The organism is Streptomyces sp. NPDC056452, assembly GCF_042796085.1.
Classification (GTDB): domain Bacteria; phylum Actinomycetota; class Actinomycetes; order Streptomycetales; family Streptomycetaceae; genus Streptomyces.
In genome coordinates this window covers 195,743-220,767 of the sequence record NZ_JBHTRI010000007.1, presented here as the reverse complement: position 1 = coordinate 220,767, position 25,025 = coordinate 195,743, and the positions used below count along the sequence as shown (strand labels likewise).

General features: G+C 71.2%; 21 protein-coding genes and 1 tRNA gene. 18 read left to right on the top strand and 4 right to left on the bottom strand.

Annotated features, from left to right (window positions below):
- The first annotated feature begins 150 nt into the window (after positions 1–150).
- From ACFQ6X_RS10065 to ACFQ6X_RS10055, 3 genes are all read left to right on the top strand, one after another.
- Positions 151–1,482, top strand: a complete 1,332-nt coding sequence (locus tag ACFQ6X_RS10065) for a nitrate/nitrite transporter (RefSeq protein ID WP_383178730.1) — start codon at positions 151–153, stop codon at positions 1,480–1,482.
- Positions 1,483–1,612: 130 nt separating this feature from the next.
- Positions 1,613–2,755, top strand: coding sequence for a uroporphyrinogen-III synthase (locus tag ACFQ6X_RS10060; protein WP_383178727.1), 1,143 nt, complete (start codon positions 1,613–1,615; stop codon positions 2,753–2,755).
- Between the two features lie 20 nt (positions 2,756–2,775).
- Positions 2,776–3,339: a GNAT family N-acetyltransferase gene (locus ACFQ6X_RS10055; RefSeq protein ID WP_383178724.1), complete on the top strand. Its 564-nt coding sequence runs from the start codon at positions 2,776–2,778 to the stop codon at positions 3,337–3,339.
- Here ACFQ6X_RS10055 and ACFQ6X_RS10050 read toward each other — a convergent pair.
- Positions 3,272–3,895, bottom strand: a complete 624-nt coding sequence (locus ACFQ6X_RS10050; protein WP_383178721.1) for a GNAT family N-acetyltransferase — start codon at positions 3,893–3,895, stop codon at positions 3,272–3,274. The genes ACFQ6X_RS10055 and ACFQ6X_RS10050 overlap by 68 nt on opposite strands.
- Before the next feature lie 109 nt (positions 3,896–4,004).
- Here ACFQ6X_RS10050 and ACFQ6X_RS10045 point away from each other — a divergent pair, with 109 nt between their 5' ends.
- The 6 genes from ACFQ6X_RS10045 (at position 4,005) to ACFQ6X_RS10020 (ending at position 11,170) form a co-directional block, all read left to right on the top strand.
- A complete protein-coding gene (locus ACFQ6X_RS10045; protein ID WP_383178718.1) occupies positions 4,005–4,601 on the top strand; it encodes a CGNR zinc finger domain-containing protein in 597 nt (198 codons plus the stop codon).
- Positions 4,602–4,704: 103 nt separating this feature from the next.
- Positions 4,705–5,292, top strand: a complete 588-nt coding sequence (locus ACFQ6X_RS10040) for a sigma-70 family RNA polymerase sigma factor (RefSeq protein ID WP_329210482.1) — start codon at positions 4,705–4,707, stop codon at positions 5,290–5,292.
- Positions 5,289–6,164 carry an anti-sigma factor family protein gene (locus ACFQ6X_RS10035; RefSeq protein ID WP_383178714.1) on the top strand — a complete coding sequence of 292 codons (876 nt, stop codon included), beginning with the start codon at positions 5,289–5,291 and terminating at the stop codon, positions 6,162–6,164. Before ACFQ6X_RS10040 ends, ACFQ6X_RS10035 begins: the two co-directional genes overlap by 4 nt.
- An 84-nt stretch (positions 6,165–6,248) precedes the next feature.
- Positions 6,249–8,624: a HelD family protein gene (locus ACFQ6X_RS10030; RefSeq protein ID WP_383178711.1), complete on the top strand. Its 2,376-nt coding sequence runs from the start codon at positions 6,249–6,251 to the stop codon at positions 8,622–8,624.
- Between the two features lie 452 nt (positions 8,625–9,076).
- Positions 9,077–10,510: an NAD-dependent malic enzyme gene (locus ACFQ6X_RS10025; RefSeq protein WP_383178708.1), complete on the top strand. Its 1,434-nt coding sequence runs from the start codon at positions 9,077–9,079 to the stop codon at positions 10,508–10,510.
- A 378-nt stretch (positions 10,511–10,888) separates the two neighbouring features.
- The gene (locus tag ACFQ6X_RS10020) at positions 10,889–11,170 is read left to right on the top strand and encodes an HU family DNA-binding protein (protein ID WP_003968811.1); all 282 of its coding nucleotides are present in this window, start codon (positions 10,889–10,891) and stop codon (positions 11,168–11,170) included.
- Between the two features lie 360 nt (positions 11,171–11,530).
- On the opposite strand, the gene murA is transcribed toward ACFQ6X_RS10020, so the two are convergent.
- On the bottom strand, positions 11,531–12,871 hold the full coding sequence (gene murA / locus ACFQ6X_RS10015; protein WP_015608864.1) for a UDP-N-acetylglucosamine 1-carboxyvinyltransferase: 1,341 nt from the start codon (positions 12,869–12,871) through the stop codon (positions 11,531–11,533).
- A gap of 297 nt (positions 12,872–13,168) precedes the next feature.
- Between murA and ACFQ6X_RS10010 the strand changes: the two genes are divergently transcribed.
- From ACFQ6X_RS10010 to ACFQ6X_RS09970, 9 genes are all read left to right on the top strand, one after another.
- Entirely contained in the window at positions 13,169–13,729 is a 561-nt protein-coding gene (locus tag ACFQ6X_RS10010; RefSeq protein ID WP_329210490.1) for a YqgE/AlgH family protein, read from the top strand.
- 30 nt (positions 13,730–13,759) lie between these two features.
- Positions 13,760–14,059, top strand: a complete 300-nt coding sequence (locus tag ACFQ6X_RS10005; protein WP_329210492.1) for a DUF3039 domain-containing protein — start codon at positions 13,760–13,762, stop codon at positions 14,057–14,059.
- 263 nt (positions 14,060–14,322) lie between these two features.
- The gene (locus tag ACFQ6X_RS10000) at positions 14,323–15,627 is read left to right on the top strand and encodes an extracellular solute-binding protein (RefSeq protein WP_383178703.1); all 1,305 of its coding nucleotides are present in this window, start codon (positions 14,323–14,325) and stop codon (positions 15,625–15,627) included.
- Positions 15,628–15,629: 2 nt separating this feature from the next.
- Complete coding sequence (locus ACFQ6X_RS09995) at positions 15,630–16,601, top strand: carbohydrate ABC transporter permease (protein ID WP_383178700.1); 972 nt, start codon at positions 15,630–15,632, stop codon at positions 16,599–16,601.
- Between the two features lie 8 nt (positions 16,602–16,609).
- Complete coding sequence (locus ACFQ6X_RS09990) at positions 16,610–17,452, top strand: carbohydrate ABC transporter permease (RefSeq protein ID WP_383178823.1); 843 nt, start codon at positions 16,610–16,612, stop codon at positions 17,450–17,452.
- 1 nt (position 17,453) lies between these two features.
- On the top strand, positions 17,454–19,085 hold the full coding sequence (locus tag ACFQ6X_RS09985) for a beta-N-acetylhexosaminidase (protein ID WP_383178697.1): 1,632 nt from the start codon (positions 17,454–17,456) through the stop codon (positions 19,083–19,085).
- Positions 19,086–19,333: 248 nt separating this feature from the next.
- Complete coding sequence (locus ACFQ6X_RS09980; protein ID WP_329210503.1) at positions 19,334–20,230, top strand: FAD binding domain-containing protein; 897 nt, start codon at positions 19,334–19,336, stop codon at positions 20,228–20,230.
- Positions 20,227–21,741 (top strand): 2Fe-2S iron-sulfur cluster-binding protein, encoded by a 1,515-nt coding sequence (locus ACFQ6X_RS09975; protein WP_383178694.1) that lies wholly within the window; start codon positions 20,227–20,229, stop codon positions 21,739–21,741. The genes ACFQ6X_RS09980 and ACFQ6X_RS09975 overlap by 4 nt, the downstream gene beginning before the upstream one ends.
- A gap of 91 nt (positions 21,742–21,832) precedes the next feature.
- On the top strand, positions 21,833–24,169 hold the full coding sequence (locus tag ACFQ6X_RS09970) for a xanthine dehydrogenase family protein molybdopterin-binding subunit (protein ID WP_383178692.1): 2,337 nt from the start codon (positions 21,833–21,835) through the stop codon (positions 24,167–24,169).
- 19 nt (positions 24,170–24,188) lie between these two features.
- On the opposite strand, the gene ACFQ6X_RS09965 is transcribed toward ACFQ6X_RS09970, so the two are convergent.
- Positions 24,189–24,746, bottom strand: coding sequence for a hypothetical protein (locus tag ACFQ6X_RS09965; protein ID WP_383178689.1), 558 nt, complete (start codon positions 24,744–24,746; stop codon positions 24,189–24,191).
- 133 nt (positions 24,747–24,879) lie between these two features.
- A tRNA-Cys gene (locus tag ACFQ6X_RS09960) sits at positions 24,880–24,954 on the bottom strand.
- Positions 24,955–25,025 lie beyond the last annotated feature (71 nt).

Sequence of the window (25,025 nt, the reverse complement as noted above, 5' to 3'; positions counted from 1 at the left end):
CGGTGACAGGGGTGCGGCGGGCCCGGCTCACCGCACCCCCGACGGCCGAGTGAGAGCAAGGTTGCGCACCGGTCACCTCACGGCACCGCACCGAAACGCGGCTTCCATAACGTCGGCAGGACAACACCCCGACCCCTGTGGAGGCGCGTGATGGCCGGTCGTTGGATCGAACAGTGGGAGCCGGAGGACGAGACCTTCTGGCGCGAGTCCGGCGAGCGTGTGGCACGGCGGAACCTGTGGTTCTCCGTGCTCTCGGAGCACATCGGATTCTCGATCTGGTCCCTGTGGTCCGTCATGGTCCTGTTCATGGGACCCGAGTACGGGATCGACCCGGCCGGGAAGTTCTTCCTGATCTCCACGGCCACCCTCGTCGGTGCCGTCGTCCGGGTGCCGTACACCTTCGCGGTCGCGATGTTCGGCGGGCGCAACTGGACCATCTTCAGCGCGCTGACGCTCCTGGTGCCGACCGTCGCCGCCTTCATGGTGATGGAACCCGGGACCTCGTACACCACCTTCCTCGTCGTCGCGGCGCTCACCGGTATCGGCGGCGGCAACTTCGCCTCGTCGATGACGAACATCAACGCCTTCTTCCCGCTCCGCAAGAAGGGCTGGGCCCTCGGGCTCAACGCCGGCGGCGGCAACATCGGCGTCCCCGTCGTCCAGCTCGTCGGGCTGCTGGTGATCGGCACGGCCGGTGCGGCGCACCCGCGGATCGTGCTCGGGATCTACGTACCGCTGATCATCGTCGCCGCACTCTGCGCCGCGTTCCGGATGGACAACCTCCGGCCCGTCCAGAACGACACCGGGGCCGCCGCCCAGGCCGTACGCGACCCGCACACCTGGATCATGTCGGTGCTCTACATCGGCACCTTCGGCTCGTTCATCGGCTACAGCTTCGCCTTCGGCCTCGTCCTGCAGACGCAGTTCGGCCGCACCCCGCTGCAGGCCGCCTCGCTCACCTTCATCGGACCGCTGCTCGGCTCCCTGATCAGGCCCGCGGGCGGCTGGCTCGCGGACCGCTACGGCGGCGCCCGGATCACGCTGTGGAACTTCGCGGGGATGGCCGCGGCGACCGGAGTCGTCGTCTACGCCTCCGGGATCGAGTCGCTCTCCGTCTTCCTCGTCGGATTCATCGCCCTGTTCGTCCTGACGGGACTCGGCAACGGCTCGACGTTCAAGATGATCCCGGGCATCTTCCACGCCAAGGGGATCAGCAAGGGCCTGCGCGGCGAGGAGGCGGCGGCGTACGGGCGACGGCTGTCCGGTGCGGCCATGGGGCTCATCGGGGCGGTCGGGGCCCTGGGCGGCCTCGCGATCAACCTCGCCTTCCGCCAGTCCTTCGCGACCTCGGGCGCGGGGACGGCCGCCTTCTGGTCCTTCCTGCTCTTCTACGCCGTCTGTTTCACCCTCACGTGGGCGGTATACCTTCGCCGGACCGCGCCCGTGCCCGCGAAGCCCCAGCTCAGCTATGCCGAGGTGTGAGGATGACCACAAGGCGTCAGGCGACGTAACGGGCGGGAAATATATGTGAACCGAGACTGTCACGCAGGGTTGGCAGTCTCGGTCCTCCGCACCATCGAGCAGCAGCGGGACGAGAGCCGGGTATCACGCCATGCACGACGACTCACAACACGGGCCCCTCGCGGGCTTCACGGTCGGGGTGACCGCCGCCCGTCGCGCCGAGGAGCTCGGAACGCTCCTCCAGAGGAGGGGCGCATCGGTTCTGCACGCCCCCGCCCTGCGGATCGTGCCGCTCGCCGACGACAGTGAACTCCTGGCCGCCACCAAGGAACTGATCGACGACGCACCCGATGTCGTGATCGCCACCACGGCGATCGGCTTCCGGGGCTGGGTGGAGGCCGCCGACGGCTGGGGCATCGGGGACCAGCTCCTGGACCTGCTGCGCGGCGTCGAACTGCTCGCCCGCGGACCCAAGGTCAAGGGTTCCATCCGGGCCGCCGGGCTCACCGAAGCCTGGTCGCCCGGGTCCGAGTCGATGGCCGAGGTGCTGGACCGGCTGCTCGGCGAGGGCGTAGACGGACGCAGGGTCGCCCTCCAGCTGCACGGCGAACCGCTGCCCGGCTTCGTCGAGTCGCTCCGGGCGGCGGGCGCCGAGGTCGTCGGTGTACCCGTCTACCGGTGGATGCCCCCGGAGGACATCGCCCCGCTCGACCGGATGCTCGACGTCACGGTCGCCCGCGGCCTGGACGCCCTCACCTTCACCAGCGCCCCCGCCGCCGCGTCGTACCTGAACCGGGCCGAGGCACGCGGGATGCTCCCGGAGGTCCTGTCCGCCCTGCAGCACGACGTCGTCACGGCCTGCGTGGGCCCGGTCACCGCGCTGCCCCTGCAGGCCCGTGGCATCGACACCGTCCAGCCGGAACGCTTCCGGCTGGGCCCCCTCGTCCAGGTGCTCTGCACCCAACTGCCCGCCCGTGCCCGGACGCTCCCGGTCGCCGGGCACGTGCTCGAGATCCGCGGGCAGGCCGCGCTGGTCGACGGCGCCCTGCGCCCGGTGCCGCCGGCGGGAATGGCGCTCCTGCACACGCTGGCCCGCAGGCCGGGCTGGGTGGTGTCGCGCGCCGATCTGCTGCGGGCGCTGCCCGGCAGCGGCTCGGACGAGCACGCGGTGGAGACGGCGATGGCCCGGCTCCGCACCGCGCTGGGCGTGGCCAGGCTGATCCAGACGGTCGTCAAGCGCGGCTACAGGCTGGCGCTGGACCCGTCCGCCGACACCAAGTACGCGGACTCCTGACGGGTCGATACCGTGCGGGGATGATCAACGACACCCATCCCCTGGTCGCGGGCGTCCGGCTGAGGCCCGCGACGCCCGGTGACGCCGAGTCCTTCGCCGAGGCCCTGACCCGCAGCCGCGCCTACATGCGCCGCTGGGAGCCCGTACGGCCCGAGGCCTTCTACACCCCGCAGGGCCAGGCCCGGCGCCTGTCCGGGCTGCTGGCTGACCGGGAGGCCGGGCGTGCCATGCCCTGGGTACTGGCCGACGAGGAGGACCGGGTCGTGGGCGCGATGACGCTCGCGTCGATCGAGCGCGGTCCGTTCCGCAACGCCCGGCTCGGCTACTGGGTCGACGTCGACCGGGCGGGCCAGGGGCTGGCGACCGCCGCCGTCGGCCAGGTCTGCGAGGTGGCGCGCGACGGGCTCGGGCTGCACCGGATCGAGGCCGGGACGGTCGTGGACAACACGGCCTCGCAACGGGTGCTGGCGAAGGCCGGGTTCGAGCTCATCGGTACGGCGCCGCGCTATCTCCACATCAACGGTGCGTGGCAGGACCACCGGATGTTCCAGCGGATCCTGCACGACGGACCGCCGCAGCGCTGAGCGGTTCCCGGGGTGCGAGGGGTGCCTGCCGGACGTGCCGGTGGCCGTCGAGCGGATACTGCGGCGGCAGCGCGGAGATGACCTCGGCGAGCGGGTAGCCGGCCTTCTCCGCGACCCGGCAGGACGCCTCGTTGTCCACCTGGTGGAGCAGCTCCAGCCGCCGCAGGCCCTCCGCGGCGAACGTGGTGAACGCCCAGCCGGTGAGCGCCTGGAGGGCCCGTGACGCCACGCCGCGGCCGCGTGCCGCCGCCGTGGTCCAGTAGCCCGCCTCGGCGCTCTCCGCACCCTGTACGGGGCGTTTCAGGGCCAGGTTGCCGACGAGCTCGCCGCCCCGCGCCGTATCGGTCACCGCGAAGCTGAAGCGGCTGCCGGAAGCCCAGCCGTCACGCTGGACCGCCATCCACCGCTCCGCGTCCGCGACGTCGGACACCGGGACCCGCACCCACTGGCGCATCGCCGGGTCGTCGTACGCCGTGAGAAGCGCCGGGATGTCGTCCGGGTGCCAGGGGCGCAGCAGCAGCGGCCCGGCCGTCAGCGTGACCGTCTCGTCGTTCATGGGGACACGGTACGGCGGTGGCCGGGGCGGCAGGAGGGGTTCCGGGCGGGGCCGGGGACGGGCACTCTGGAGGTGACTCCCACGGTGACCCCAGGGTGGTGACAGGCGCATGGCGGCGGGCACGAGCTCGTACGGCTGGCGTTTCGACGCGGGCCGTATCTGTCTGGACCTGGTGGCGACGGGGACGGGGAGCTCCGGAGCCGGAGCCTGCGAGCAGCTGGACCGCCCCGCACGGCTCGCCGACTGGCTGGTGGCGTCCGGGCTGGTCCCGAAGGGCACGCCGCTGACTGCTGTGGACGACACCTGGATTGCGCGCTTCCGGGAGTTACGGGCGGGCATCGACCTGCTGGTGACCGCCGAGCTGGCCGGCCGCGGCGACGACGGCGCCCTGGACCGGATCAACGCACTCGCGGCCGTGCCGACCCCCGGCCTGCGGGCCGTGCGGGGCAAGGGCGGCGTGCTCGTACGGGCGTTGAGCGCGGGCCCCGGGTGCGACGGGCTGCTGGCGGTGGTGGCCCGGGACGCCGTGGATCTGCTGACGGATCCGGCGGCCAGGGAGGGGCTGCGCCGCTGCGAGGGCGATGCCTGCCGTCGGCTCTACCTGGACACATCACGGGGGCGGCGGCGCCGCTGGTGCTCGAGCGAGGTCTGCGGCAACCGGGAGCGGGTGGCCCGGCACCGCCGCCGGGTCAAGGCCGTTCCGTAGGACGCAAGTCGCGAAAGAAAGTTCTCAGTCCGTTGAATGAACCGGCACCCGCGTGCGTATCGATGGTCACAGAGCTCGACAGGGTCTCGACCAGGAGGATCGTGTGCGCAAGGATGCGGCCGTGGCCGATGACCGTCCGCACAGGGCTCGACATCGCAGTGAACCGCCCCGATCTCCCTCCGACGTCCCCGACGAGGAGCTGATGCGGGCGCTCTACCGCGAACACGCCGGTCCCCTGCTCGCCTACGTACTCCGCCTCGTCGCGGGTGACCGCCAGCGGGCCGAGGACGTTGTGCAGGAAACGCTCATCCGTGCCTGGAAGAACGCCGGTTCGCTCAACCGGGCCACCGGCTCAGTCCGCCCCTGGCTGGTGACGGTCGCCCGGCGCATCGTCATCGACGGCCACCGCAGCCGGCAGGCCCGGCCCCGCGAGGTCGATCCGTCGCCGCTGGAGGTCATTCCCGCGGAGGACGAGATTGACAAGGCGTTGTGGCTGATGACGCTCTCGGACGCGCTCGACGATTTGACCCCGGCTCACCGGGAAGCATTGGTCGAGACCTACTTCAAGGGCCGTACGGTCAACGAGGCCGCCGAGGTACTCGGCATCCCCAGCGGGACTGTGCGATCCCGGGTTTTCTACGCACTTCGTTCGATGAAGCTCGCACTCGAAGAGAGGGGGATCACGGCATGAGCGACCACGAGTGGCAGCCGTTCGGGCCCCGGCCGTCGGGTCCCCGCGGTCCCTCGGGGCCGTCAGGCCCCCCACGCCCGTCCGCGGGCCCCTTCGAGTTCCCCGTGGAAGGTCCGGAGCACGACGCCGCCGGTGCCTACGTCCTGGGCATCCTGGACGACGCCGAGGCGAGCGCCTTCGAGGCGCATCTGGCCGGCTGTGCGCTGTGCGCCGCCCACCTCGACGAATTCGCCGGGATGGAACCCATGCTGGCGATGCTCGCCGAGGCTCCTGCGGCCCTCCCCGGTGCCCGCCCCGTGCCGCACGTCCCCGAGCGGCCGGCCCCGCGGCTGCTGGACAGCCTGGTCGACGAGGTCGCGCAGAAGCGGGCGCAGCGGCGGCGGCGCAGCAGATATCTGATCGCGGCGGCCGCGGTTCTCGTGATCGGCGGTCCCGTGGTCGCGGTCACCGCCACGGGCGACGACACCACCGGGAAGTCGGTCCAGGCAGCCGATCCCCATCCGACGAGCCCGGCCGAGGACGCCTTCTTCCACCACATGACGGAGAAGCTGCAGGCGACGGATCCCACCACCCGGGTCGACGCCACGGTCGGAATGGAGCCCAAGGCCTGGGGGACGCACACGGTCCTGCAGCTGAAGAACGTCAAGGGCCCGCAGAAATGCAGCCTGATCGCCGTGTCCAAGACCGGCGAGGAGGAGGTCGTCACTTCCTGGTCCGTTCCGAAGTGGGGGTACGGGATCGAGAATTCCACCCACGCGAGTGCGAAGTACCCGCTGTACGTGCACGGCGGAGCGGCGATGGCGCGCAACGACATCGACCACTTCGAGGTGCGCACCTTCGACGGCGAGCGGCTGGTGGAGATCGACGCGTAAACGCAATACGGGCGGCAGGTGCGCCGGGGGCCCCTTTTCGCGTACGGTTGACGGCTGCCCAATGCACGTCAGAAGGGGGCCTCGGTGGCCGCGCAGGATGCCGCTGTCGATTCGTTGCGGGACCGGGAAATCGGTGTCGAACAAGTACATCTGGACCGGGTCTACCACCGTCTCGAAGAGAAGATCGACGAGGCGGAATTTCTCATGCACGACGCCGGCAAGCGGGGGCAGGTCGGCACGCCGGGCGCGCTCGCGGAGCGGGACGCCCAGGTCTTCCGTGCCGGGGTCCACCTCAACCGGCTGAACAGTGAGTTCGAGGACTTCCTCTTCGGGCGGATCGACCTCCTCCACGGCAAGGACGGCGAACGCGGCCCGGACGGCGCCTTCACCTCGGTCGAGCCCGCCGACGACGCCGTACGGGAGGACAGCACCGCCGATGTCGCCGAGACGCTGCACATCGGCCGCATAGGAGTACTCGACTCCGACTACGCGCCCCTGGTGATCGACTGGCGGGCCCCGGCCGCCGCGCCGTTCTACCGGTCGACGCCCAAGGACCCGGGCAGGGTCGTCCGCCGTCGGGTCATCCGCTCCAAGGGCCGCAGGGTCCTCGGGGTCGAGGACGACCTGATGCGTCCGGAGCTGACCGCGTACCTGGGCGGCGACAAGCTGCCCGTCATCGGCGACGGTGCCCTGATGGCCGCGCTGGGCCAGGCCCGCAGCCACACCATGCGGGACATCGTCTCGTCCATCCAGGCCGAGCAGGACATGGTGATCCGCGCCCCCGCCGCCTCCGTCACGGAGGTCTCCGGAGGGCCCGGCACCGGTAAGACGGCGGTCGCCCTGCACCGGGCCGCGTATCTGCTCTACCAGGACCGGCGCCGGTACGCGGGCGGCATCCTCGTCGTCTCACCGACGCCGCTCCTGGTCGCGTACACCGAAGGGGTGCTGCCCTCGCTCGGCGAGGAGGGCCAGGTCGCGATCCGTGCCGTCGGCTCGCTGTCCGACGAGGCGGCGGGCATCGAGGGCGCCACCACGTACGACGAGCCGGCCGTGGCCCGGATCAAGGGCTCCTCCCGGATGCTCCACGTGCTGCGCAAGGTGGCCCGCGGGGCGCTGGAGCAGCCCGCGCCCCGGCCCGCCTCCCAGGAGGGGCAGCTGGCGTTCGGAGAGGCGGAGGCCCCGGACGCGGCCGTCACCCCCACCCAGCTGAGGGTGGTGGCCTTCGGCGCCCGCGTCGAGCTGAACGGGGACGAGCTCCGGCGCATCCGGCACAACGTGCTCGGCGGCACCGCGCCCGTCAACCTGCTGCGCCCGCGCGCCCGCAAACTGCTCCTGGACGCCCTGTGGAACAAGTCGTCGGGCCGGGGCCGCTACACCGACCCCGAGCTCGCCGCGGAGCTCCGTTCGTCCTTCGACGAGGACGTGTCCACGGAGACCCCGTTCCTCACGTTCCTGAACGCCTGGTGGCCGGAACTCACCCCTCGCGGGGTGCTGGCCGCGATGGCCGACGAGCGTCGGCTGGGCCGTTGGGCGCGCAGGATCCTCAACCAGGGCGAGGTGCGCCGCCTCGCCCGTTCGCTGAAGCGGCTGGACGGGGACGGCAAGGGCCCGCTCTCCGTCCATGACGTGGCGCTCCTGGACGAGCTGCAGACGCTGCTGGGGACCCCGCACCGCCCGAAGCGGAAGCGTGAGCTCGACCCGCTGGACCAGCTCACGGGTCTGGAGGAGCTGATGCCGCAGCGCGAGGAGACCCAGCGCGAGCGTGCCGAGCGGCTGGCGGCGGAGCGCACCGAGTACGCGCACGTCATCGTCGACGAGGCGCAGGACCTGACGCCCATGCAGTGGCGCATGGTCGGCCGCCGGGGCCGGCACGCCACCTGGACGATCGTCGGCGACGCGGCGCAGTCCTCCTGGTCCGATCCGGACGAGGCGTCGGCGGCCCGTGACGAGGCGCTCGGCAACCGGCCGCGGCGCCGGTTCACCCTCACGGTCAACTACCGCAACCCGGCGGAGATCGCCGAGCTCGCGGCGAAGGTGCTGGCGCTCGCCATGCCGGGAATGGAATCCCCGGCCGCGGTCCGCTCGACGGGGGTGAAGCCGCGCTTCGAGACCGTGCGGGACGGGGATCTCGCCGGGACCGTCCGCGAGGAGGCGCGCAGGCTCCTCGGCGAGGTGGACGGCACCGTGGGTGTGGTCGTGGCGATGGACCGGCGCGCGGAGGCCCGTGCCTGGCTGGCGGAGCTCGGCGAACGGGTGGTGGCGCTGGGCAGCCTGGAGGCGAAGGGCCTGGAGTACGACGCCACCGTCGTCGTCTCGCCCGCGGAGATCGCGGACGAGTCCCCGGCCGGCCTGCGGGTGCTGTACGTGGCCCTCACCCGGGCGACGCAGCAGCTGACCGTGGTCTCGGGGGAGCGTGATCTGCCGGACGAGGACGGTGTTCCGGACCTGCTGAGGGACTGAGCCGAGGGGCCGCGGGGAAGTCGGCTGCTGCAGGCGGCGGTACTTTTCCGAGTCAACCCGTCGCGCAGGAATCACTTCTCCAGGGTGTTTGTTAGCCTGGTGTTGGCACCGGCTCGATCCAAGCCCCCGGGCCCAACCTTCGTCGCTTCGAGCGACCACTTGCCGCGAGGCGAGCATGGCGGGTCGGTGCCACCTGAGTGAAGAAGACAGACCCGCGTCACCTGAGGGTGGCGCGGGTCTGTTTTCGTTTCCGAGGGGGCGTGCGGGAGCGTGCGGGACCTGCAAGGGGTTCCCTCGAACGAGTAGCTTCTCGTATGGTGGAAGAAAGTTTCCGAAAGGTGGCAGTCATTACCGGCTACCGGCCGGTAGGTGCGACGATCGGAACGCGCGTACGGGGTGGATCCCATGTGCGTGCGGCAGCAATGAAGCTCAGGAAAGCGAAGGACTCGGCCATGGCAACGGCGCCCAGCGTCTCGTACTCGATGACGGTCAGGCTGGAGGTGCCCGCGAGCGGCACAGCGGTCTCCCAGCTCACCACGGCCGTGGAGTCCTCCGGCGGTTCGGTCACCGGCCTCGACGTGACCGCTTCCGGCCACGAGAAGCTGCGGATCGACGTCACCATCGCGGCATCGTCGACCTCGCACGCGGACGAGATCGTCGAAGGCCTGCGCGACATCGAGGGTGTCATCCTCGGCAAGGTCTCCGACCGTACGTTCCTGATGCACCTCGGCGGCAAGATCGAGATGGCGTCCAAGCACCCCATCCGCAACCGTGACGACCTCTCGATGATCTACACCCCGGGTGTCGCCCGGGTCTGCATGGCGATCGCCGAGAACCCCGAGGACGCCCGCCGCCTGACCATCAAGCGCAACTCCGTCGCCGTGGTCACGGACGGCTCCGCGGTGCTGGGCCTCGGCAACATCGGCCCGATGGCGGCGCTCCCCGTGATGGAGGGCAAGGCGGCCCTGTTCAAGCGCTTTGCGGGCATCGACGCCTGGCCGATCTGCCTGGACACCCAGGACACCGACGCCATCGTCGAGATCGTCAAGGCGATCGCCCCGGGCTTCGCGGGCATCAACCTCGAGGACATCTCCGCCCCCCGCTGCTTCGAGATCGAGGCACGGCTGCGCGAGGCGCTGGACATCCCCGTCTTCCACGACGACCAGCACGGCACGGCGATCGTCGTCCTCGCGGCGCTGACCAACGCCCTGCGCGTGGTCGGCAAGGCGATCGGTGACGTACGGGTCGTCATGTCGGGCGCGGGTGCCGCCGGTACGGCCATCCTGAAGCTCCTCATCGCCGCGGGCGTCAAGCACGCGGTCGTCGCCGACATCCACGGAGTGGTGCACGCGGACCGCGAGGACCTCGTCTCCGCCGACCCCGACTCGCCGCTGCGCTGGATCGCCGACAACACCAACCCCGAGGGCGTCACCGGAACCCTCAAGCAGGCCGTCGTGGGCGCCGACGTCTTCATCGGCGTCTCCGCCCCCAACGTCCTCAACGGCGACGACGTCGCCGCGATGGCCGACGGTGCGATCGTGTTCGCCCTCGCCAACCCGGACCCCGAGGTCGACCCGGCAATCGCCCGCGAGACGGCGGCAGTTGTGGCCACGGGCCGCTCCGACTTCCCGAACCAGATCAACAACGTCCTGGTCTTCCCGGGCGTCTTCCGCGGTCTGCTGGACGCTCAGTCCCGCACCGTCAACACGGAGATGATGCTCGCCGCCGCGCGCGCCCTCGCGGGTGTCGTCGCCGAGGACGAGGTGAACGCGAACTACATCATCCCGTCGGTCTTCAACGACAAGGTCGCGGGAGCGGTCGCGGGCGCGGTCCGCAACGCCGCCAAGGCGGCAGGCGCCGCCGGAGCGACGCCGGATCCCGTCTAGCACACGCCGTCCGCGGGGGTCGGCCACGGCCCCTGTGGACGGTGCCGTACCTCACGTCCGCGCGCCCCGTACGGCGCGTCGCGGGTCGCGACGTCCCAAACGCCCCTTTAGGGTGGGCGGGCAGCGAGCCCCACAGGCCCGGCATCCGCTGCGGACCGCTTCAAGAAGTCGACGGAACGTCACCACGGGCAATCAGTGGCGCTTTTCGTGTGACGTCGAGGGGTTCCGGATTGGCGTTACCGCCGCAGGTGGGGGCAGGATGCGTATTCGGGCGCGAGGGTCTGACATCAGACCCGGGTCCGGGGACTGTCAGAGGGCCCTGGCAGCATCGGCTTCGATCTCACGCCTCACAGGCAAGAAGAACACGGGAGTAACAACATGAACCGCAGTGAGCTGGTGGCCGCCCTGGCCGACCGTGCCGAGGTGACCCGCAAGGACGCCGACGCCGTTCTGGCCGCCCTCGCCGAGACCGTCGGCGAGATCGTCGCCAAGGGCGACGAGAAGGTCACCATCCCCGGCTTCCTGACCTTCGAGCGCACCCACCGTGCCGCTCGCACCGCTCGTAACCCGCAGACCGGCGACCCGATCAACATCCCGGCCGGCTACAGCGTGAAGGTCTCCGCGGGCTCGAAGCTCAAGGAAGCCGCCAAGGGCAAGTAAGCCCCGTAGGCATCAAGAAGGGCGGCCGTCCCGACCGGGACGGCCGCCCTTCGGCATGTCCGCAGGCGGGCGGTGGCACCTGCGGCGGGGGAGCGGTGACACCTGCCGCGCCCGCACAGGGCCCGTACGGCCGCTGTGAGCCTCAGGTGCAGGAGTCGGGCGGTTGCGGCCCGTACGGGCCTGTACGGGCGTCCTGGGGCGTCTGCGGGGCAGTGCGTCCGGCGTCCGGCCGTGCGCGGCGGTGAACGGACCGCCGCCCCGGACCCTTGTGCGGGGCCGGGGCGGCGGACTGTGGTGCGCGGGTGCGCAGTGTTGTGTGCGGCAGCACTGTGCGTACGCCGGAGCGCGTCCGGCGCGGTGTCAGACGAGTGAACCGCCCGGCAGCTCGACCTTCGCGCCGAGCTTCTCGAGCTTGTCCATGAAGTTCTCGTAGCCGCGGTTGATCAGGTCGATGCCGTGCACCCGGGACGTTCCCTGGGCCGCCAGAGCGGCGATCAGGTACGAGAAGCCGCCCCGCAGGTCCGGGATGACCAGATCCGCGCCCTGGAGCTTCGTGGGCCCGGACACGACCGCCGAGTGCAGGAAGTTCCGCTGGCCGAAGCGGCAGTCGGAGCCCCCGAGGCACTCGCGGTACAGCTGGATGTGCGCACCCATCTGGTTGAGCGCCGAGGTGAAGCCGAGCCGGGACTCGTACACCGTCTCGTGGACGATCGACAGGCCCGCGGCCTGCGTCAGGGCGACCACGAGCGGCTGCTGCCAGTCGGTCTGGAAACCGGGGTGGACGTCCGTCTCCAGCGCGATGGCGTTGAGAGCGCCGCCGGGGTGCCAGAAGCGGATGCCCTCGTCGTCGATCTCGAAGGCGCCGCCGACCCGGCGGAAGGTGTTGAGGAACGTCATCATCGAGCGCTGCTGGGCGCCGCGCACGTAGATGTTGCCCTCGGTAGCCAGCGCCGCCGACGCCCAGGAGGCCGCCTCCAGGCGGTCCGGGATCGCCCGGTGGGTGTATCCGTCGAGCTTGTCGACACCGGTGATCCGGATGGTCCGGTCGGTGTCCATGGAGATGATCGCGCCCATCTTCTGCAGTACGCAGATGAGGTCCTCGATCTCCGGCTCGACGGCCGCGTTGGACAGCTCGGTGACGCCCTCGGCGAGGACGGCGGTCAGCAGCACCTGTTCGGTGGAGCCCACCGACGGGTACGGCAGCCGGATCTTCGTGCCGCGCAGTCGCTGCGGGGCCTCCAGGTACTGGCCGTCCGCCCGCTTCTCGATGGTCGCGCCGAACTGGCGCAGCACCTCGAAGTGGAAGTCGATCGGCCGTCCGCCGATGTCGCAGCCGCCGAGCCCCGGGATGAACGCGTGGCCCAGACGGTGCAGCAGCGGGCCGCAGAAGAGGATCGGGATGCGCGACGAGCCGGCGTGGGCGTCGATGTCGGCGACGTTCGCGCTTTCGACGTGCGAGGGGTCGAGGATGAGTTCGCCCGGCTCGTCACCGGGGCGGACGGTCACACCGTGCAGCTGCAGCAGTCCCCGGACCACCCGCACATCGCGGATGTCGGGAACGTTGCGGAGCCGGCTGGGCCCGCTGCCGAGCAGCGCGGCGACCATTGCCTTCGGCACCAGGTTCTTGGCGCCTCGGACGCGGATCTCGCCCTCCAGCGGGGTGCCGCCGTGGACAAGCAGGACATCGTCTGTGCCGGTCATGTATCTCGCGTTCCGGAGTGGTCGGGCAGGGGGCCATCGAAAAGGGTAATGGCCCCCCACCCCCCTTCCGTAAGTCACAGGGGGGTGTACGAACGTCATGAATCCGCCACAACACGTTCTGCCCCACAAGCCTTGCGGAGGGTTACCGTCCGCGAAGCGGTCCGATCCGGTCGGATTCGTACGCTCCCCGTGCGCCTGTGCCGTGGCTGTGCGCCCTGAGCTGCACAGCACCGCCCGCGGCGGCCGGGCGGGCACGTTGGTCCCCACGGAGGGCGAAGATGCGGGATCATTTCTGCCATGACCGAGGTGTCCTCGCTCACAGGGCGGCTGCTCGTGGCCGCACCCGCCCTGGCGGACCCGAATTTCGACCGCGCGGTGGTGCTCCTCCTCGACCACGACGAGGAGGGTTCGCTCGGCGTGGTCCTGAACCGCCCGACCCCGGTCGGCGTCGGTGACATCCTCGCGTCCTGGGCCGGTCTGACCGGTGAGCCGGACGTGGTCTTCCAGGGCGGCCCGGTCTCGCTCGACTCGGCACTGGGTGTGGCGGTGATCCCCGGGGACGAGGGTCCGCTGGGCTGGCGACGGGTGCACGGGGCGATCGGCCTGGTGGACCTGGAGGCGCCGCCGGAGCTGCTGGCCGCGGCGCTCGGTTCGCTGCGGATCTTCGCGGGGTACGCGGGCTGGGGGCCCGGGCAGCTCGAGACGGAGCTGACGGACGGCGCCTGGTACGTGGTCGAGTCGGAGCCGGGCGATGTGTCGTCGCCGCGCCCGGAGAGCCTCTGGCGGGCCGTTCTGCGGCGCCAGCGCAGCGAGCTCGCCATGATCGCGACGTATGCGGACGACCCTTCGCTGAACTGATGCCCCGGGCTTTCAGTACGCTTGGCAGTTATGAGCACTCTTGAGCCCGAGCGCGGGGCAGGTACGGGGACCCTCGTAGAGCCGACGCCACAGGTGTCGAACGGCGACGGCGACCACGAGCGCTACGCCCATTACGTCCAGAAGGACAAGATCATGGCGAGCGCCCTCGAGGGCACTCCCGTGGTGGCACTGTGCGGCAAGGTCTGGGTACCGGGGCGCGACCCCAAGAAGTATCCGGTCTGTCCCATGTGCAAGGAGATCTACGAGTCCATGGGCGCCGGCGGCGACAAGGACAAGGGCAAGGGCGGCAAGGACAGCAGCAAGAAGTAGTCCGCGGCCTTTTCACCCTCCGGGACCTGACCCCCGGGGCGCGCAGCGATGCGCGCTCCGGGGGTCTTCTGTCTGCCCGGGGTCTTTCGTGTGCGCGGGGACGGGTATGCGAGTGCGGTGTGCGTTGCGCGGGCTGCGCCGGGTGGTCACAGAGTGGTTGAGACCACTTGTCGGCGTGCGGGTGCGCCCTTACTCTCCTGCAAGTTGTGCAGAACGAAACGTGCGTTGCACAGGGTGCAACGACTGACCGGTAAGGGTTCCGGATGAAGCTTTCTGCCCGAATTGCCGCCCCGGCCGCCGCACTTGTGCTGGCGGGTCTCACCGCAACCGCCTGCGCGCCCCAGACCTCCGACACCGGCGCCGACGGGGACAAGAAGAGCGGCACGCTTCGCGTCTGGCTCTTCCAGGAGGTCGGCAACAAGCCCAAGGAGAAGGTCGTCGACGCGGCCGTCGCCGACTTCGAGAAGTCCCACGAGGGGGCGAAGGTCGAAGTCGAGTACATACCCGTCGACACCCGGGCCCAGCGCATCAAGGCCGCCTTCAACGACCCGAAGAGCGCCCCCGACCTCATCGAGTACGGCAACACGGACACGGCCGGCTACGTGAAGGACGGCGGGCTGGCCGATGTGAGCAAGGAGTTCGCGGCCTGGGACGACGCCAAGGACACCGACCCGACCGCCAAGCAGTCCGTCACGGTCGGCGGCCAGGTGTACGGGGCGCCGCTCTTCGTCGGCGTACGGGCGCTGTACTACCGCACCGACATCTTCGAGGACCTCGGCATCGAGCCCCCCAAGTCCCAGGACGAGCTGATCTCCACGGCCAAGAAGGTCCACAAGGAGAAGCCGGACCTGTACGGCCTCGCGGTCGGCGGCGCGTACACCTACGGCGCGATGCCCTTCATCTGGGCGCACGGCGGCGAGCTGGCCGACGAGACCGGGGTGACCTACGCGGCGGCCATCAACAGCGAGAAGGCGCGCAAGGGCATCGAGGCCTACACCTCGCTCTTCGGTGACGACAACTGCCCCGCCGCCAAGTGCGCCTCCATGGGCGGCAACGCGACCGTCACCGCCTTCGCGTCCGGCAAGGCGGCCATGGCGATCGGCGGCGACTTCAGCCACGCGGCCGTCGAGGCGGGCGCGGTGAAGGGCAAGTACGCCGTCGTGCCGCTGCCCGGCGTGGCGGAGGGCTCGATCGCCCCGGCGTTCGCCGGCGGCAACAACATCGGTGTGCTGAAGAGCAGTTCGCACCGCACCCTCGCCGTCGACCTGATGAAGTCGCTGACCGGCAAGAAGACCCAGGCGAAGATGTTCGACGCGATGGGCTGGCTGCCGACGTACACGGACGTACGGGCCGAGGTCGCGGAGAAGGAGCCCTTCGTCGCGCCGTTCGTCACCACACTCGGCTCCGGGGCCAAGTTCGTCCCCGCCTCCTCGGCCTGGGGCCAGATCGACGCGTCGCTGGTCCTGCCGACGATGTTCCAGGAGATCGTCAGCGGCCGTAAGGACGTGGATGCCGCCTCCGACGACGCGGCGAAGAAGATGGACGCGGCGTTCGCCGACGCGGGCTGACGATGACCGCGAACACGACGGCGTACAAAGCTCCCGAGAAGGCCGGGGCGGCCGGCCCCCCGGACCGCCCGCCCCGGCGCCGCCCGGCATCTCCCGCGCGGCGCTCCGGCTGGACCCCCTGGCTGTACCTGCTGCCCGCGCTGGTCCTGCTCGGCGGACTCCTCGTCTACCCGATCTACCAACTGGGCCTGATCTCCTTCCTGGAGTACACCCAGGCCCAGGTCAGCGGTGGCGAGCCGACCACCTTCCAGGGCTTCGGCAACTACGCGACGCTCTTCGGCGACAGCCAGTTCTGGCAGGTGCTCCTCGCGACCGTGCTCTTCGCCACGGCCTGCGTGCTCGCCACCCTGCTCGTCGGCTGCGCCCTGGCCGTCCTGCTGACCCGGATCCGGGCCCTGCCCCGGCTCGCCCTCATGATGGCCGCACTGGGTGCCTGGGCAACCCCGGCGATCACGGGCTCGACCGTCTGGGTCTTCCTCTTCGACCCGGACTTCGGCCCGGTCAACAAGGTGCTGGGGCTGGGCGACTTCTCCTGGACGTACGGGCGCTACAGCGCCTTCGCCCTGGTGCTCCTCGAAGTGCTCTGGTGCTCGTTCCCGTTCGTGATGGTGACCGTGTACGCGGGCATCCGGGCGATCCCCACGGAGGTGCTGGAGGCGGCCTCGCTGGACGGCGCCTCGCAGTGGCGGATCTGGCGGTCGGTCATGGCCCCGATGCTGCGGCCGATCCTGATCGTCGTCACCATCCAGTCGATCATCTGGGACTTCAAGGTCTTCACCCAGATCTACGTCATGACCAACGGCGGCGGCATCGCCGGGCAGAACCTGGTGCTCAACGTGTACGCGTACCAGAAGGCGTTCGCGTCCTCGCAGTACAGCCTCGGATCGGCGATCGGCGTCGTGATGCTGGTGATCCTGCTGGCCGTGACGCTCGTGTATCTGCGCCTGGTGCGACGCCAGGGGGAGGAACTGTGAGCACGCCGATGACCACCCGTCTGCGCATCCGGCGCCCCGGCAGGCTGGCGGCGGAGGCGGCCGCCCTCGTCATCGCCGTCGTGGTCGCCTTCCCCCTGTACTGGATGGTGCTCTCCGCGTTCAAGCCGGCGGGTGAGATCCAGTCCACCGAAGCACGGCCCTGGACGCTGTCCCCGTCCTTCGACTCGTTCCGACGGGTCTTCGAACAGCAGGATTTCGGCCGCTACTTCCTCAACAGCCTGCTCGTCGCCGGAACGGTCGTCATCGCGTCCGCGCTGATCGCCTTCCTCGCCGCGACGGCGGTGACGAGATTCCGCTTCAAGTTCCGCACGACCCTGCTGATCATGTTCCTGGTCGCGCAGATGGTGCCCGTCGAGGCGCTGACCATTCCGCTGTTCTTCCTCATGCGGGACTTCGGGCAGCTGAACACCCTGGGCTCGCTGATCCTCCCGCATCTGGCTTTCTCGCTGCCGTTCGCGATCTGGATGCTGCGCGGATTCGTCAAGGCAGTTCCCGACGCGCTGGAGGAGGCCGCCTACATCGACGGGGCGAGCCGCACCCGCTTCCTGTGGCAGATCCTCTTCCCGCTGGTCTTCCCAGGACTTGTGGCGACCAGCGTCTTCTCGTTCATCTCGACCTGGAACGACTTCCTGTTCGCGAAATCGTTCATCATCAGCGACACCTCCCAGTCGACGCTCCCCATGGCGCTGCTGGTCTTCTTCAAACCCGATGAGAACGACTGGGGAGGGATCATGGCCGCCTCGACGGTGATGACCGTTCCCGTGCTGGTCTTCTTCGTACTCGTACAGCGCCGTCTGGTCTCGGGACTGGGCGGAGCGGTTAAGGACTGACGTGCACAACCTGATTCCGGCGCCCGTACACATCGGCGACCCAGACAGGCGCGGATTCCTCCTGGACCCGTCCACCACCATCACCGCCCGGGCGGGTACCGGGACGGCGGAGCGCTGGCTCCGGGCCACCCTCGGCGCCGCGTTCGGCCTGCCGCTCGCCCCGGGGGCGGGCGACAGCGGGAACACCGTCGAACTGCGCGTCGACGACTCCCTGGAGAGCGAGGGCTACCGGCTGGAGGTGACGCCCACCTGGGGCGTACGGATCACCGGAGGCAGTGCCGCCGGAGTGTTCTGGGGTGCGCAGACCCTGCGTCAGCTCCTGGGGCCCGAGGCCTTCCGCCGCGCGCCCGTCAGTCCCGGCACGCAGCGGGGCATCCCGTACACGGAGATCGAGGACAGCCCCCGCTTCCCCTGGCGGGGCCTGATGCTCGACGTGGCGCGGCACTTCATGCCGAAGGACGACGTCCTGCGCTATCTGGACCTCCTGGCCGCACACAAGCTCAACGTCTTCCACTTCCACCTCACCGACGACCAGGGCTGGCGCATCGAGATCAAGCGCCATCCCGGGCTCACGGAGACCGCTTCCTGGCGCACACGCACCAAATACGGTCACCGGGCCTCCGAGTTGTGGGACGAGACCCCGCACGGCGGTTTCTACACCCAGGACGACATCCGCGAAATCGTCGCGTACGCCGCCGAGCGGCATATCCGGGTCGTCCCCGAGATCGACATCCCGGGGCACTCGCAGGCAGCCATCAGCGCATATCCGGAACTGGGCAACACCGACGTCGTCGACACCTCCGCCCTTTCCGTGTGGGACACCTGGGGCATCAACCCGAACGTACTGGCTCCCACCGACAACACCCTGCGCTTCTTCGAAGGGGTCTTCGAGGAGGTGCTCGACCTCTTTCCCGCGGCCACATCGCCGTTCATCCATATCGGTGGCGACGAATGCCTCAAGGACCAGTGGAAGGAGTCACCGGCCGCCCAGGCCCGGATGGCCGAACTGGGCCTGACGGACGAGGAAGAGCTCCAGTCCTGGTTCATCCGGCACTTCGACAGCTGGCTCACCGCCCGGGGACGTCGCCTCATCGGCTGGGACGAGATCCTGGAGGGCGGACTCGCCGAGGGCGCCGCGGTGTCCTCGTGGCGGGGTTACGCGGGCGGCATCGCCGCCGCCGAGGCGGGACACGACGTCGTCATGTGCCCCGAGCAGCAGGTGTACCTGGACCACCGTCAGGACGGCGGCCCCGACGAACCGATGCCCATCGGATTCGTCCGCACCCTGCAGGACGTCTACCGCTTCGAACCCGTACCCCCGGGGCTCTCCGAGGAAGCGGCCGGCCACATCATCGGCACCCAGGCCAACGTCTGGACCGAGGTCATGCAGGACCGGGCCCGCGTCGACTACCAGGTCTTCCCGCGGCTCGCCGCCTTCGCCGAGGTCGCCTGGTCACGGCTCCCGGCCCCCGGCGAGCGGGACTTCGCCGACTTCGAACGCCGGATGGGCACGCACTACGCGCGGCTCGACGCCCTGGGTGTCGACTACCGCCCGCCGGGCGGCCCGCTGCCGTGGCAACGGCGCCCCGGAGTCCTGGGTCGCCCGATCGAGGGAGCGCCCCCGAACGTGTGAGTCCCGTCCGGGCCGGTCCGGCGCGAAACGAACAAGTCGTACGAACTCGCTGAAGAGTGTCAATTCGTGCGCAGAGCAGAAGTTGTGCGAAAGGTTATTTTTCCGCTGGTCAGGGACAGATACACCCTTCGTGGACCCTCGCGCCGGTCCGCCCGGAAGATGTGCCAGAGTTGCCACGTCCCGGCCGTGAGCACGTACCGTACGGCGGACAGGCGGGACTGCCGGGACACCGGGAAGGGGCAGCTGGGTTGACCACGCACGCACCGCAGGCGATGCAGTCGGTAACGCTGCCGGCCTCGCTCGACGAGGCCGTGGCGGCTCTCGGCGCCATGCCTGCAGCCGTTCCTGTGGCCGGTGGCACGGACCTGATGTCGGCCGTCAACAAGGGGCTCCTGCGCCCCTCGGGACTGGTCGGCCTGGGCCGGATCAGCGAGCTGCGCGGCTGGCACTACCAGGACGGCCACGCCCTGCTCGGAGCCGGCCTCACCCACGCACGCATGGGGCGGCCCGACTTCGCCGCCCTCATCCCGGCGCTGGCCGCCTCCGCCCGCGCCGCGGGCCCGCCCCAGATCCGCAACGCCGGCACGCTCGGCGGCAACATCGCCACCGCGGCCCCGACCGGCGACGCCCTGCCGGTGCTGGCGGCCCTGGAGGCCGAACTGGTCATCGCGGGGCCGGACGGCTCGCGCCGCGAGATCCCCGTGTCGCACCTGCTGGCCGGCCGCGAGATGCTCGGGCCCGCCGAGCTGATCGGCTTCGTCCGCGTACCGCTGCTGCACGCCCCCCAGGTCTTCCTCAAGGCGACCGGCCGCACCGGCCCCGGCCGTGCCACCGCCTCCGTCGCGATCGTCCTCGACCCGGCCCGGCGCGGGGTGCGCTGCGCGGTCGGCGCGATCGCCCCGATGCCGCTGCGGCCGCTGGAGGCCGAACGCTGGATCGCCTCCCTGATCGACTGGGACGGCGAGCGGGGCCTGGCCGCCGACGCGCTGGCCGCCTTCGGCGAGTACGTCGCCGCGGCCTGCATCCCGGACCAGGCACCACCGGACGACGGGGGAGAGGCACCGCCGCTGCCCCCGGCCGTACTCCACCTGCGGCGCACGGTCGCCGCGCTCGCCCGACGCGCGCTGGGGAGGGCACTGTCGTGAGCAATGAAGAGAACCCCGAGCAGCAGCACGGGCAGCCCGACCCGTACGGCGGCTGGCAGCCGACCCCGCAGAGCGGTGAGTACGACGCCGAGGCGACCGCCTTCGTCCACCTGCCTCCGGAGGACCTCGCCAACCTCGGTAACGACCCGCTGGCCGCGCCCGGCCAGGGCTACGTACCGCCGATGATCCTTCCGCTGACCCCGGCGGCCGGGCTGGACCCCGCCGCGACGGGCAGCTGGGTCGTGCGGACGCAGAGCCAGCAGGAGCGGGCCGACCGCGAGGCGGGCACGGAGCCGGCCCCGGACGCGGTCCACTGGCCGGACCCCAACCAGCAGGAGCCCTACCGGCAGCCGTACCCGGAGACCTCGCAGTACGGGCAGACGTCGTCGACGACCGCCCAGTGGAACTTCAGCGAGGCCATCGGGCCGGATGCCGCCGCTTCGGACCCCGCCCCCGTCTCAGCCGAGCCCGCCGGGCACACCGGCCAGTGGACGATCCCGGTCGCGGGCGGTGACCTCCCGGAGGAGTCCGGCGAGTTCGCGGCCTCGGCGCTCGCGTCCCAGTGGTACGCGGACGCGCCCCCCGCCACGCTGCCCGGCGGTGCGCCGGCGCCGTGGGCCACGCAGCCGCACGAGCCGTCGCCCGAGGACCCGGCCACGCCTTCGCCGGAGCCCGAGCAGGAGGCCGCGCACGAGGCCGCCGCGCACGAGCCGGCAGCCGAGGCGGAGCACGAGGCGCCGCACGCTTCCGGGGAGGACACCCTCACCGGTATGCCCGGGGCTCCGGGCAACGAGCACGACGACCCCCGGGGCGCACCCGGTGAGCCCGAGGAGGCTCCCGAGCACTCCGGGGCGGCCGAGGACGACGCCACCGCGCACGCCCCGGCGTTCGACGAGCCCGCAACGGCCCTCTCGGACGCCCCCAGCGAGCACCCCGCCGCCTCGTACGTCCTGCACGTGAACGGCGTGGACCGCCCCGTCACCGACGCCTGGATCGGCGAGTCCCTCCTGTACGTGCTCCGCGAGCGCCTCGGCCTCGCCGGTGCCAAGGACGGCTGCTCGCAGGGCGAGTGCGGCGCGTGCAACGTCCAGGTGGACGGCCGGCTCGTGGCCTCCTGCCTGGTCCCCGCAGCCACCACCGCCGGCAGCGAGGTCCGTACGGTCGAGGGCCTCGCGGTCGACGGGGAGCCGTCCGACGTCCAGCGCGCCCTGGCCGAGTGCGGGGCCGTCCAGTGCGGCTTCTGCATCCCGGGGATGGCCATGACCGTCCACGACCTCCTGGAGGGCAACCACGCCCCCAGCGAGCTGGAGACGCGGCAGGCCCTGTGCGGCAACCTCTGCCGCTGCTCCGGCTACCGGGGCGTGCTCGACGCCGTACGCGAGGTCGTCGCGGGCCGGGAGGCGACCGCGGAAGCGGCCCACGCCGACGCCGAGGAGCCGCGGATCCCGCAGCAGGCGGCCCCCGGCGCGGGCAGCGTCCGCACCCACCCCCACGAGGGAGACGCCCGGTGAGCACCGCGCCCCCCTCAGCACCGGTCACCCACACCACCCACACCTCCACCATCAGCTGCTGCCGCAGCGGGGCGAACGACAAGGAGGCGGCGTGAGCAACGACGCAGCCACCGCGACCGGTACCACCCGCACGAACCCCCCGCCGACCGAGGGAACCGGCCAGGACGAGGAAGTGCCCGCGCTCGGTCTGGGCGCGTCGCTCCCGCCTGCCGACGCCCGTGCCAAGACCGAAGGCACGTTCCCGTACGCGGCGGACCTCTGGGCGGAGGGCCTGCTGTGGGCGGCCGTGCTGCGTTCGCCGCACCCCCATGCGCGCATCCTGTCGATCGACACGTCGGCCGCCGCCGAGATGCCGGGCGTACGCGCCGTCGTCACCCATGAGGACATCCCCGGCGACGGGGCGTACGGCCGCAGTGTCGTCGACCGCCCCGTCTTCGCCTCCGAGCTGGTGCGCCACCACGGCGAGTCGATCGCCGCGGTCGCCGCCGACCATCCCGACACCGCCCGCCTGGCCGCGGCGGCGATCGCCGTCGAGTACGAGGTGCTCGAACCGGTCACCGACCCGGAGAAGGCCTTCGCGGCCGAACCGCTCCACCCCGACGGCAACCTCATCCGCCACATCCCGCTGCGCTACGGCGACCCGGACACCGTGGGCGAGGTCATCGTCGAGGGCCTGTACCGCATCGGCCGTCAGGACCCCGCCCCGATCGGGGCGGAGGCCGGACTCGCCGTGCCCCGCCCCGACGGCGGCGTGGAGCTGTACACGGCGTCCACCGACCCGCACACGGACCGCGACCTCGCCGCCGCCTGCTTCGGCCTGGAGCCCGACCGGGTCAAGGTCGTCGTCACCGGCGTCCCCGGAGCGACCGGCGACCGGGAGGACCCCGGCTTCCAGATCCCGCTCGGCCTGCTCGCCCTGCGCACCGGCTGCCCGGTCAAACTGGCAGCTACGCGCGAGGAGTCCTTCCTCGGCCACGCCCACCGCCACCCGACGCTGCTCCGCTACCGCCACCACGCGGACACCGAGGGCAGGCTGGTCAAGGTCGAGGCCCAGATCCTCCTGGACGCCGGCGCCTATGCCGACTCCTCGTCCGAATCGCTGGCCGCAGCGGTGGCCTTCGCCTGCGGCCCGTACGTCGTTCCGCACGCCTTCATCGAGGGCTGGGCGGTCCGTACGAACAACCCGCCCTCCGGCCATGTGCGCGGCGAGGGCGCGATGCAGGTCTGCGCGGCCTACGAGGGCCAGATGGACAAGCTGGCGGCGAAGCTGGGCATCGACCCGGCCGAACTCCGCCTCCGCAACGCCCTGTCCACCGGCGACATCCTTCCCACCAGCCAGACCGTGACGTGCCCGGCCCCCGTGGCGGAACTGCTCCGCGAGGTCCGGGACTTCCCCCTCCCCGCGCTCCCGAAGGACGCCCCGGAGGACGACTGGCTGCTCCCGGGCGGCCCCGAGGGCGCGGGTGAGCCCGGAGCCGTACGCCGCGGAGTCGGCTACGCGCTCGGCATGGTCCACATGCTCGGCGCCGAGGGCACGGACGAGGTCTCCACGGCCACCGTCCGGGTCCACGACGGCGTCGCCACGGTCATCTGCGCGGCCGTCGAAACCGGCCAGGGCTTCACCACGCTTGCCCGCCAGATCGTCCAGGAGACCCTGGGCATCGAAGAGGTGCACGTAGCGGCGGTGGACACCGACCAGCCCCCCGCGGGCCCGGCGACGCACGGCCGCCACACCTGGGTCTCCGGCGGTGCGGTGGAGCGCGCGGCCAAGATGGTCCGCACGCAGCTCCTCCAGCCCCTGGCCCACAAGTTCGGCATGTCCACGGAGCTCCTCCAGATCGCCGACGGCAAGATCACCTCGTACGACGGTGTGCTCTCCACGACGGTCATGGAAGCCATGGACGGCAAGGAACTCTGGGCCACGGCCCAGTGCCGCCCGCACCCCACCGAACCCCTGGACGCGTCGGGCCAGGGAGACGCCTTCGTCGGCCTGGCCTTCTGTGCGGTCCGCGCGGTCGTCGACGTCGACATCGAGCTCGGTTCGATCCGTGTCGTCGAGATGGCGGTCGCCCAGGACGTCGGCCGGGTCCTCAACCCGTCCCAGCTGGCGACCCGTATCGAGGCCGGAGTCACCCAGGGCATCGGCGCGGCCCTCACGGAGAACCTCCGCACGGCCCGCGGCCTGATCCGGCACCCGGACCTCACGGGGTACGCGCTTCCGACGTCCCTGGACGCCCCGGACATCCGCATCGTGAAACTGATCGAGGAACGCGACGTGGTTGCCCCCTTCGGCGCCAAGGCGGCCTCGGCGGTACCGGTGGTGACGTCCCCCGCGGCGGTGGCCGCGGCCGTCCGCGCGGCCACGGGCCGACCGGTCAACCGCCTCCCGATCCGTCCGCAGGCGGCGGTGGCCACTCCCAAGTCCTGATCCGGCGGCGCCTGTCGGATCAGCAGGCGCCGTCGTCGACGGTGGCGGTCAGGTCGTACTCGGGGATGGAGCTGCTGCCGCCGTCCGCTCCCGGGACGAAGACTCCGCCCTGTGCGGACTCCTCCTCCGTGACGTGCATGCAGACGGTGGTGCCGGCGCTGCCTGCGGATATCTCGTAGTCGTGCCCGCCTCCGGCCCGTTCCACGGAGATCCCGTACGAGGGCCCCTGGTCCTCACCCGCCCTCGTGACGTCCGCCTCGATCAGTGAGGCGTAACCGTCCGACGGGTCGCGGCGCGTCTGCGGTTCGGCGGCCAGGGACCCCGCCGCGCTCTCGGCGGCCTCCCGGACCTCGCTCGCGCTCCAGGACCGCTCGTCGACGCCCGCCCGGACCTGGCAGCCCCCGAAGACGAACACCCCGGCGACCCCGAGCGCGGCCACCCGCCCCACCGCGAGAGCCGCTTCCGACGGCTGCCGCGCCGCCCGCGGCCTGGCCCGCCAGTACAGCCGGTACGGGCCGACCAGGGCGACGACGAGGAACGCCGCGGCTATGACGAACAAGAAGACGACGACACCCATGCACGCACTCCCCGAGGACCCGGCCGGACAAGGCGCCAGATCCTACGCTCCGGCCCCCGCGCAGCCGTGGGCGCACACAGGAACGGCCGCCCCCGCACCATGGGGGCGGCCGTTCCCTTTCGGGTTCTCCCGCTGGAGGCCGTGACCGGAATCGAACCGGTGTAACTCGAGTTGCAGTCGAGCCCCTAAACCACTCGGGCACACGGCCATGTGCCTCTTCTTCGTTCCGGTGTCGACGTTAGGCGCGGGACGCACGGGCCTCAAGGGTGCCGGGCGCGC

What these genes read in the sequence shown, in the direction of transcription:
- ACFQ6X_RS09965 (WP_383178689.1), bottom strand. Translation starts at nt 24,746, where the DNA reads ATGGGTGTCGTCGTCTTCTTGTTCGTCATAGCCGCGGCGTTCCTCGTC.
- ACFQ6X_RS09990 (WP_383178823.1), top strand. Translation starts at nt 16,610, where the DNA reads ATGACCACCCGTCTGCGCATCCGGCGCCCCGGCAGGCTGGCGGCGGAG.
- ACFQ6X_RS10020 (WP_003968811.1), top strand. Translation starts at nt 10,889, where the DNA reads ATGAACCGCAGTGAGCTGGTGGCCGCCCTGGCCGACCGTGCCGAGGTG.
- ACFQ6X_RS10025 (WP_383178708.1), top strand. Translation starts at nt 9,077, where the DNA reads ATGGCAACGGCGCCCAGCGTCTCGTACTCGATGACGGTCAGGCTGGAG.
- ACFQ6X_RS10000 (WP_383178703.1), top strand. Translation starts at nt 14,323, where the DNA reads ATGAAGCTTTCTGCCCGAATTGCCGCCCCGGCCGCCGCACTTGTGCTG.
- ACFQ6X_RS10035 (WP_383178714.1), top strand. Translation starts at nt 5,289, where the DNA reads ATGAGCGACCACGAGTGGCAGCCGTTCGGGCCCCGGCCGTCGGGTCCC.
- ACFQ6X_RS10060 (WP_383178727.1), top strand. Translation starts at nt 1,613, where the DNA reads ATGCACGACGACTCACAACACGGGCCCCTCGCGGGCTTCACGGTCGGG.
- ACFQ6X_RS09995 (WP_383178700.1), top strand. Translation starts at nt 15,630, where the DNA reads ATGACCGCGAACACGACGGCGTACAAAGCTCCCGAGAAGGCCGGGGCG.
- murA (WP_015608864.1), bottom strand. Translation starts at nt 12,871, where the DNA reads ATGACCGGCACAGACGATGTCCTGCTTGTCCACGGCGGCACCCCGCTG.
- ACFQ6X_RS10065 (WP_383178730.1), top strand. Translation starts at nt 151, where the DNA reads ATGGCCGGTCGTTGGATCGAACAGTGGGAGCCGGAGGACGAGACCTTC.
- ACFQ6X_RS10055 (WP_383178724.1), top strand. Translation starts at nt 2,776, where the DNA reads ATGATCAACGACACCCATCCCCTGGTCGCGGGCGTCCGGCTGAGGCCC.
- ACFQ6X_RS10050 (WP_383178721.1), bottom strand. Translation starts at nt 3,895, where the DNA reads ATGAACGACGAGACGGTCACGCTGACGGCCGGGCCGCTGCTGCTGCGC.
- ACFQ6X_RS10005 (WP_329210492.1), top strand. Translation starts at nt 13,760, where the DNA reads ATGAGCACTCTTGAGCCCGAGCGCGGGGCAGGTACGGGGACCCTCGTA.
- ACFQ6X_RS10010 (WP_329210490.1), top strand. Translation starts at nt 13,169, where the DNA reads ATGACCGAGGTGTCCTCGCTCACAGGGCGGCTGCTCGTGGCCGCACCC.
- ACFQ6X_RS10045 (WP_383178718.1), top strand. Translation starts at nt 4,005, where the DNA reads ATGGCGGCGGGCACGAGCTCGTACGGCTGGCGTTTCGACGCGGGCCGT.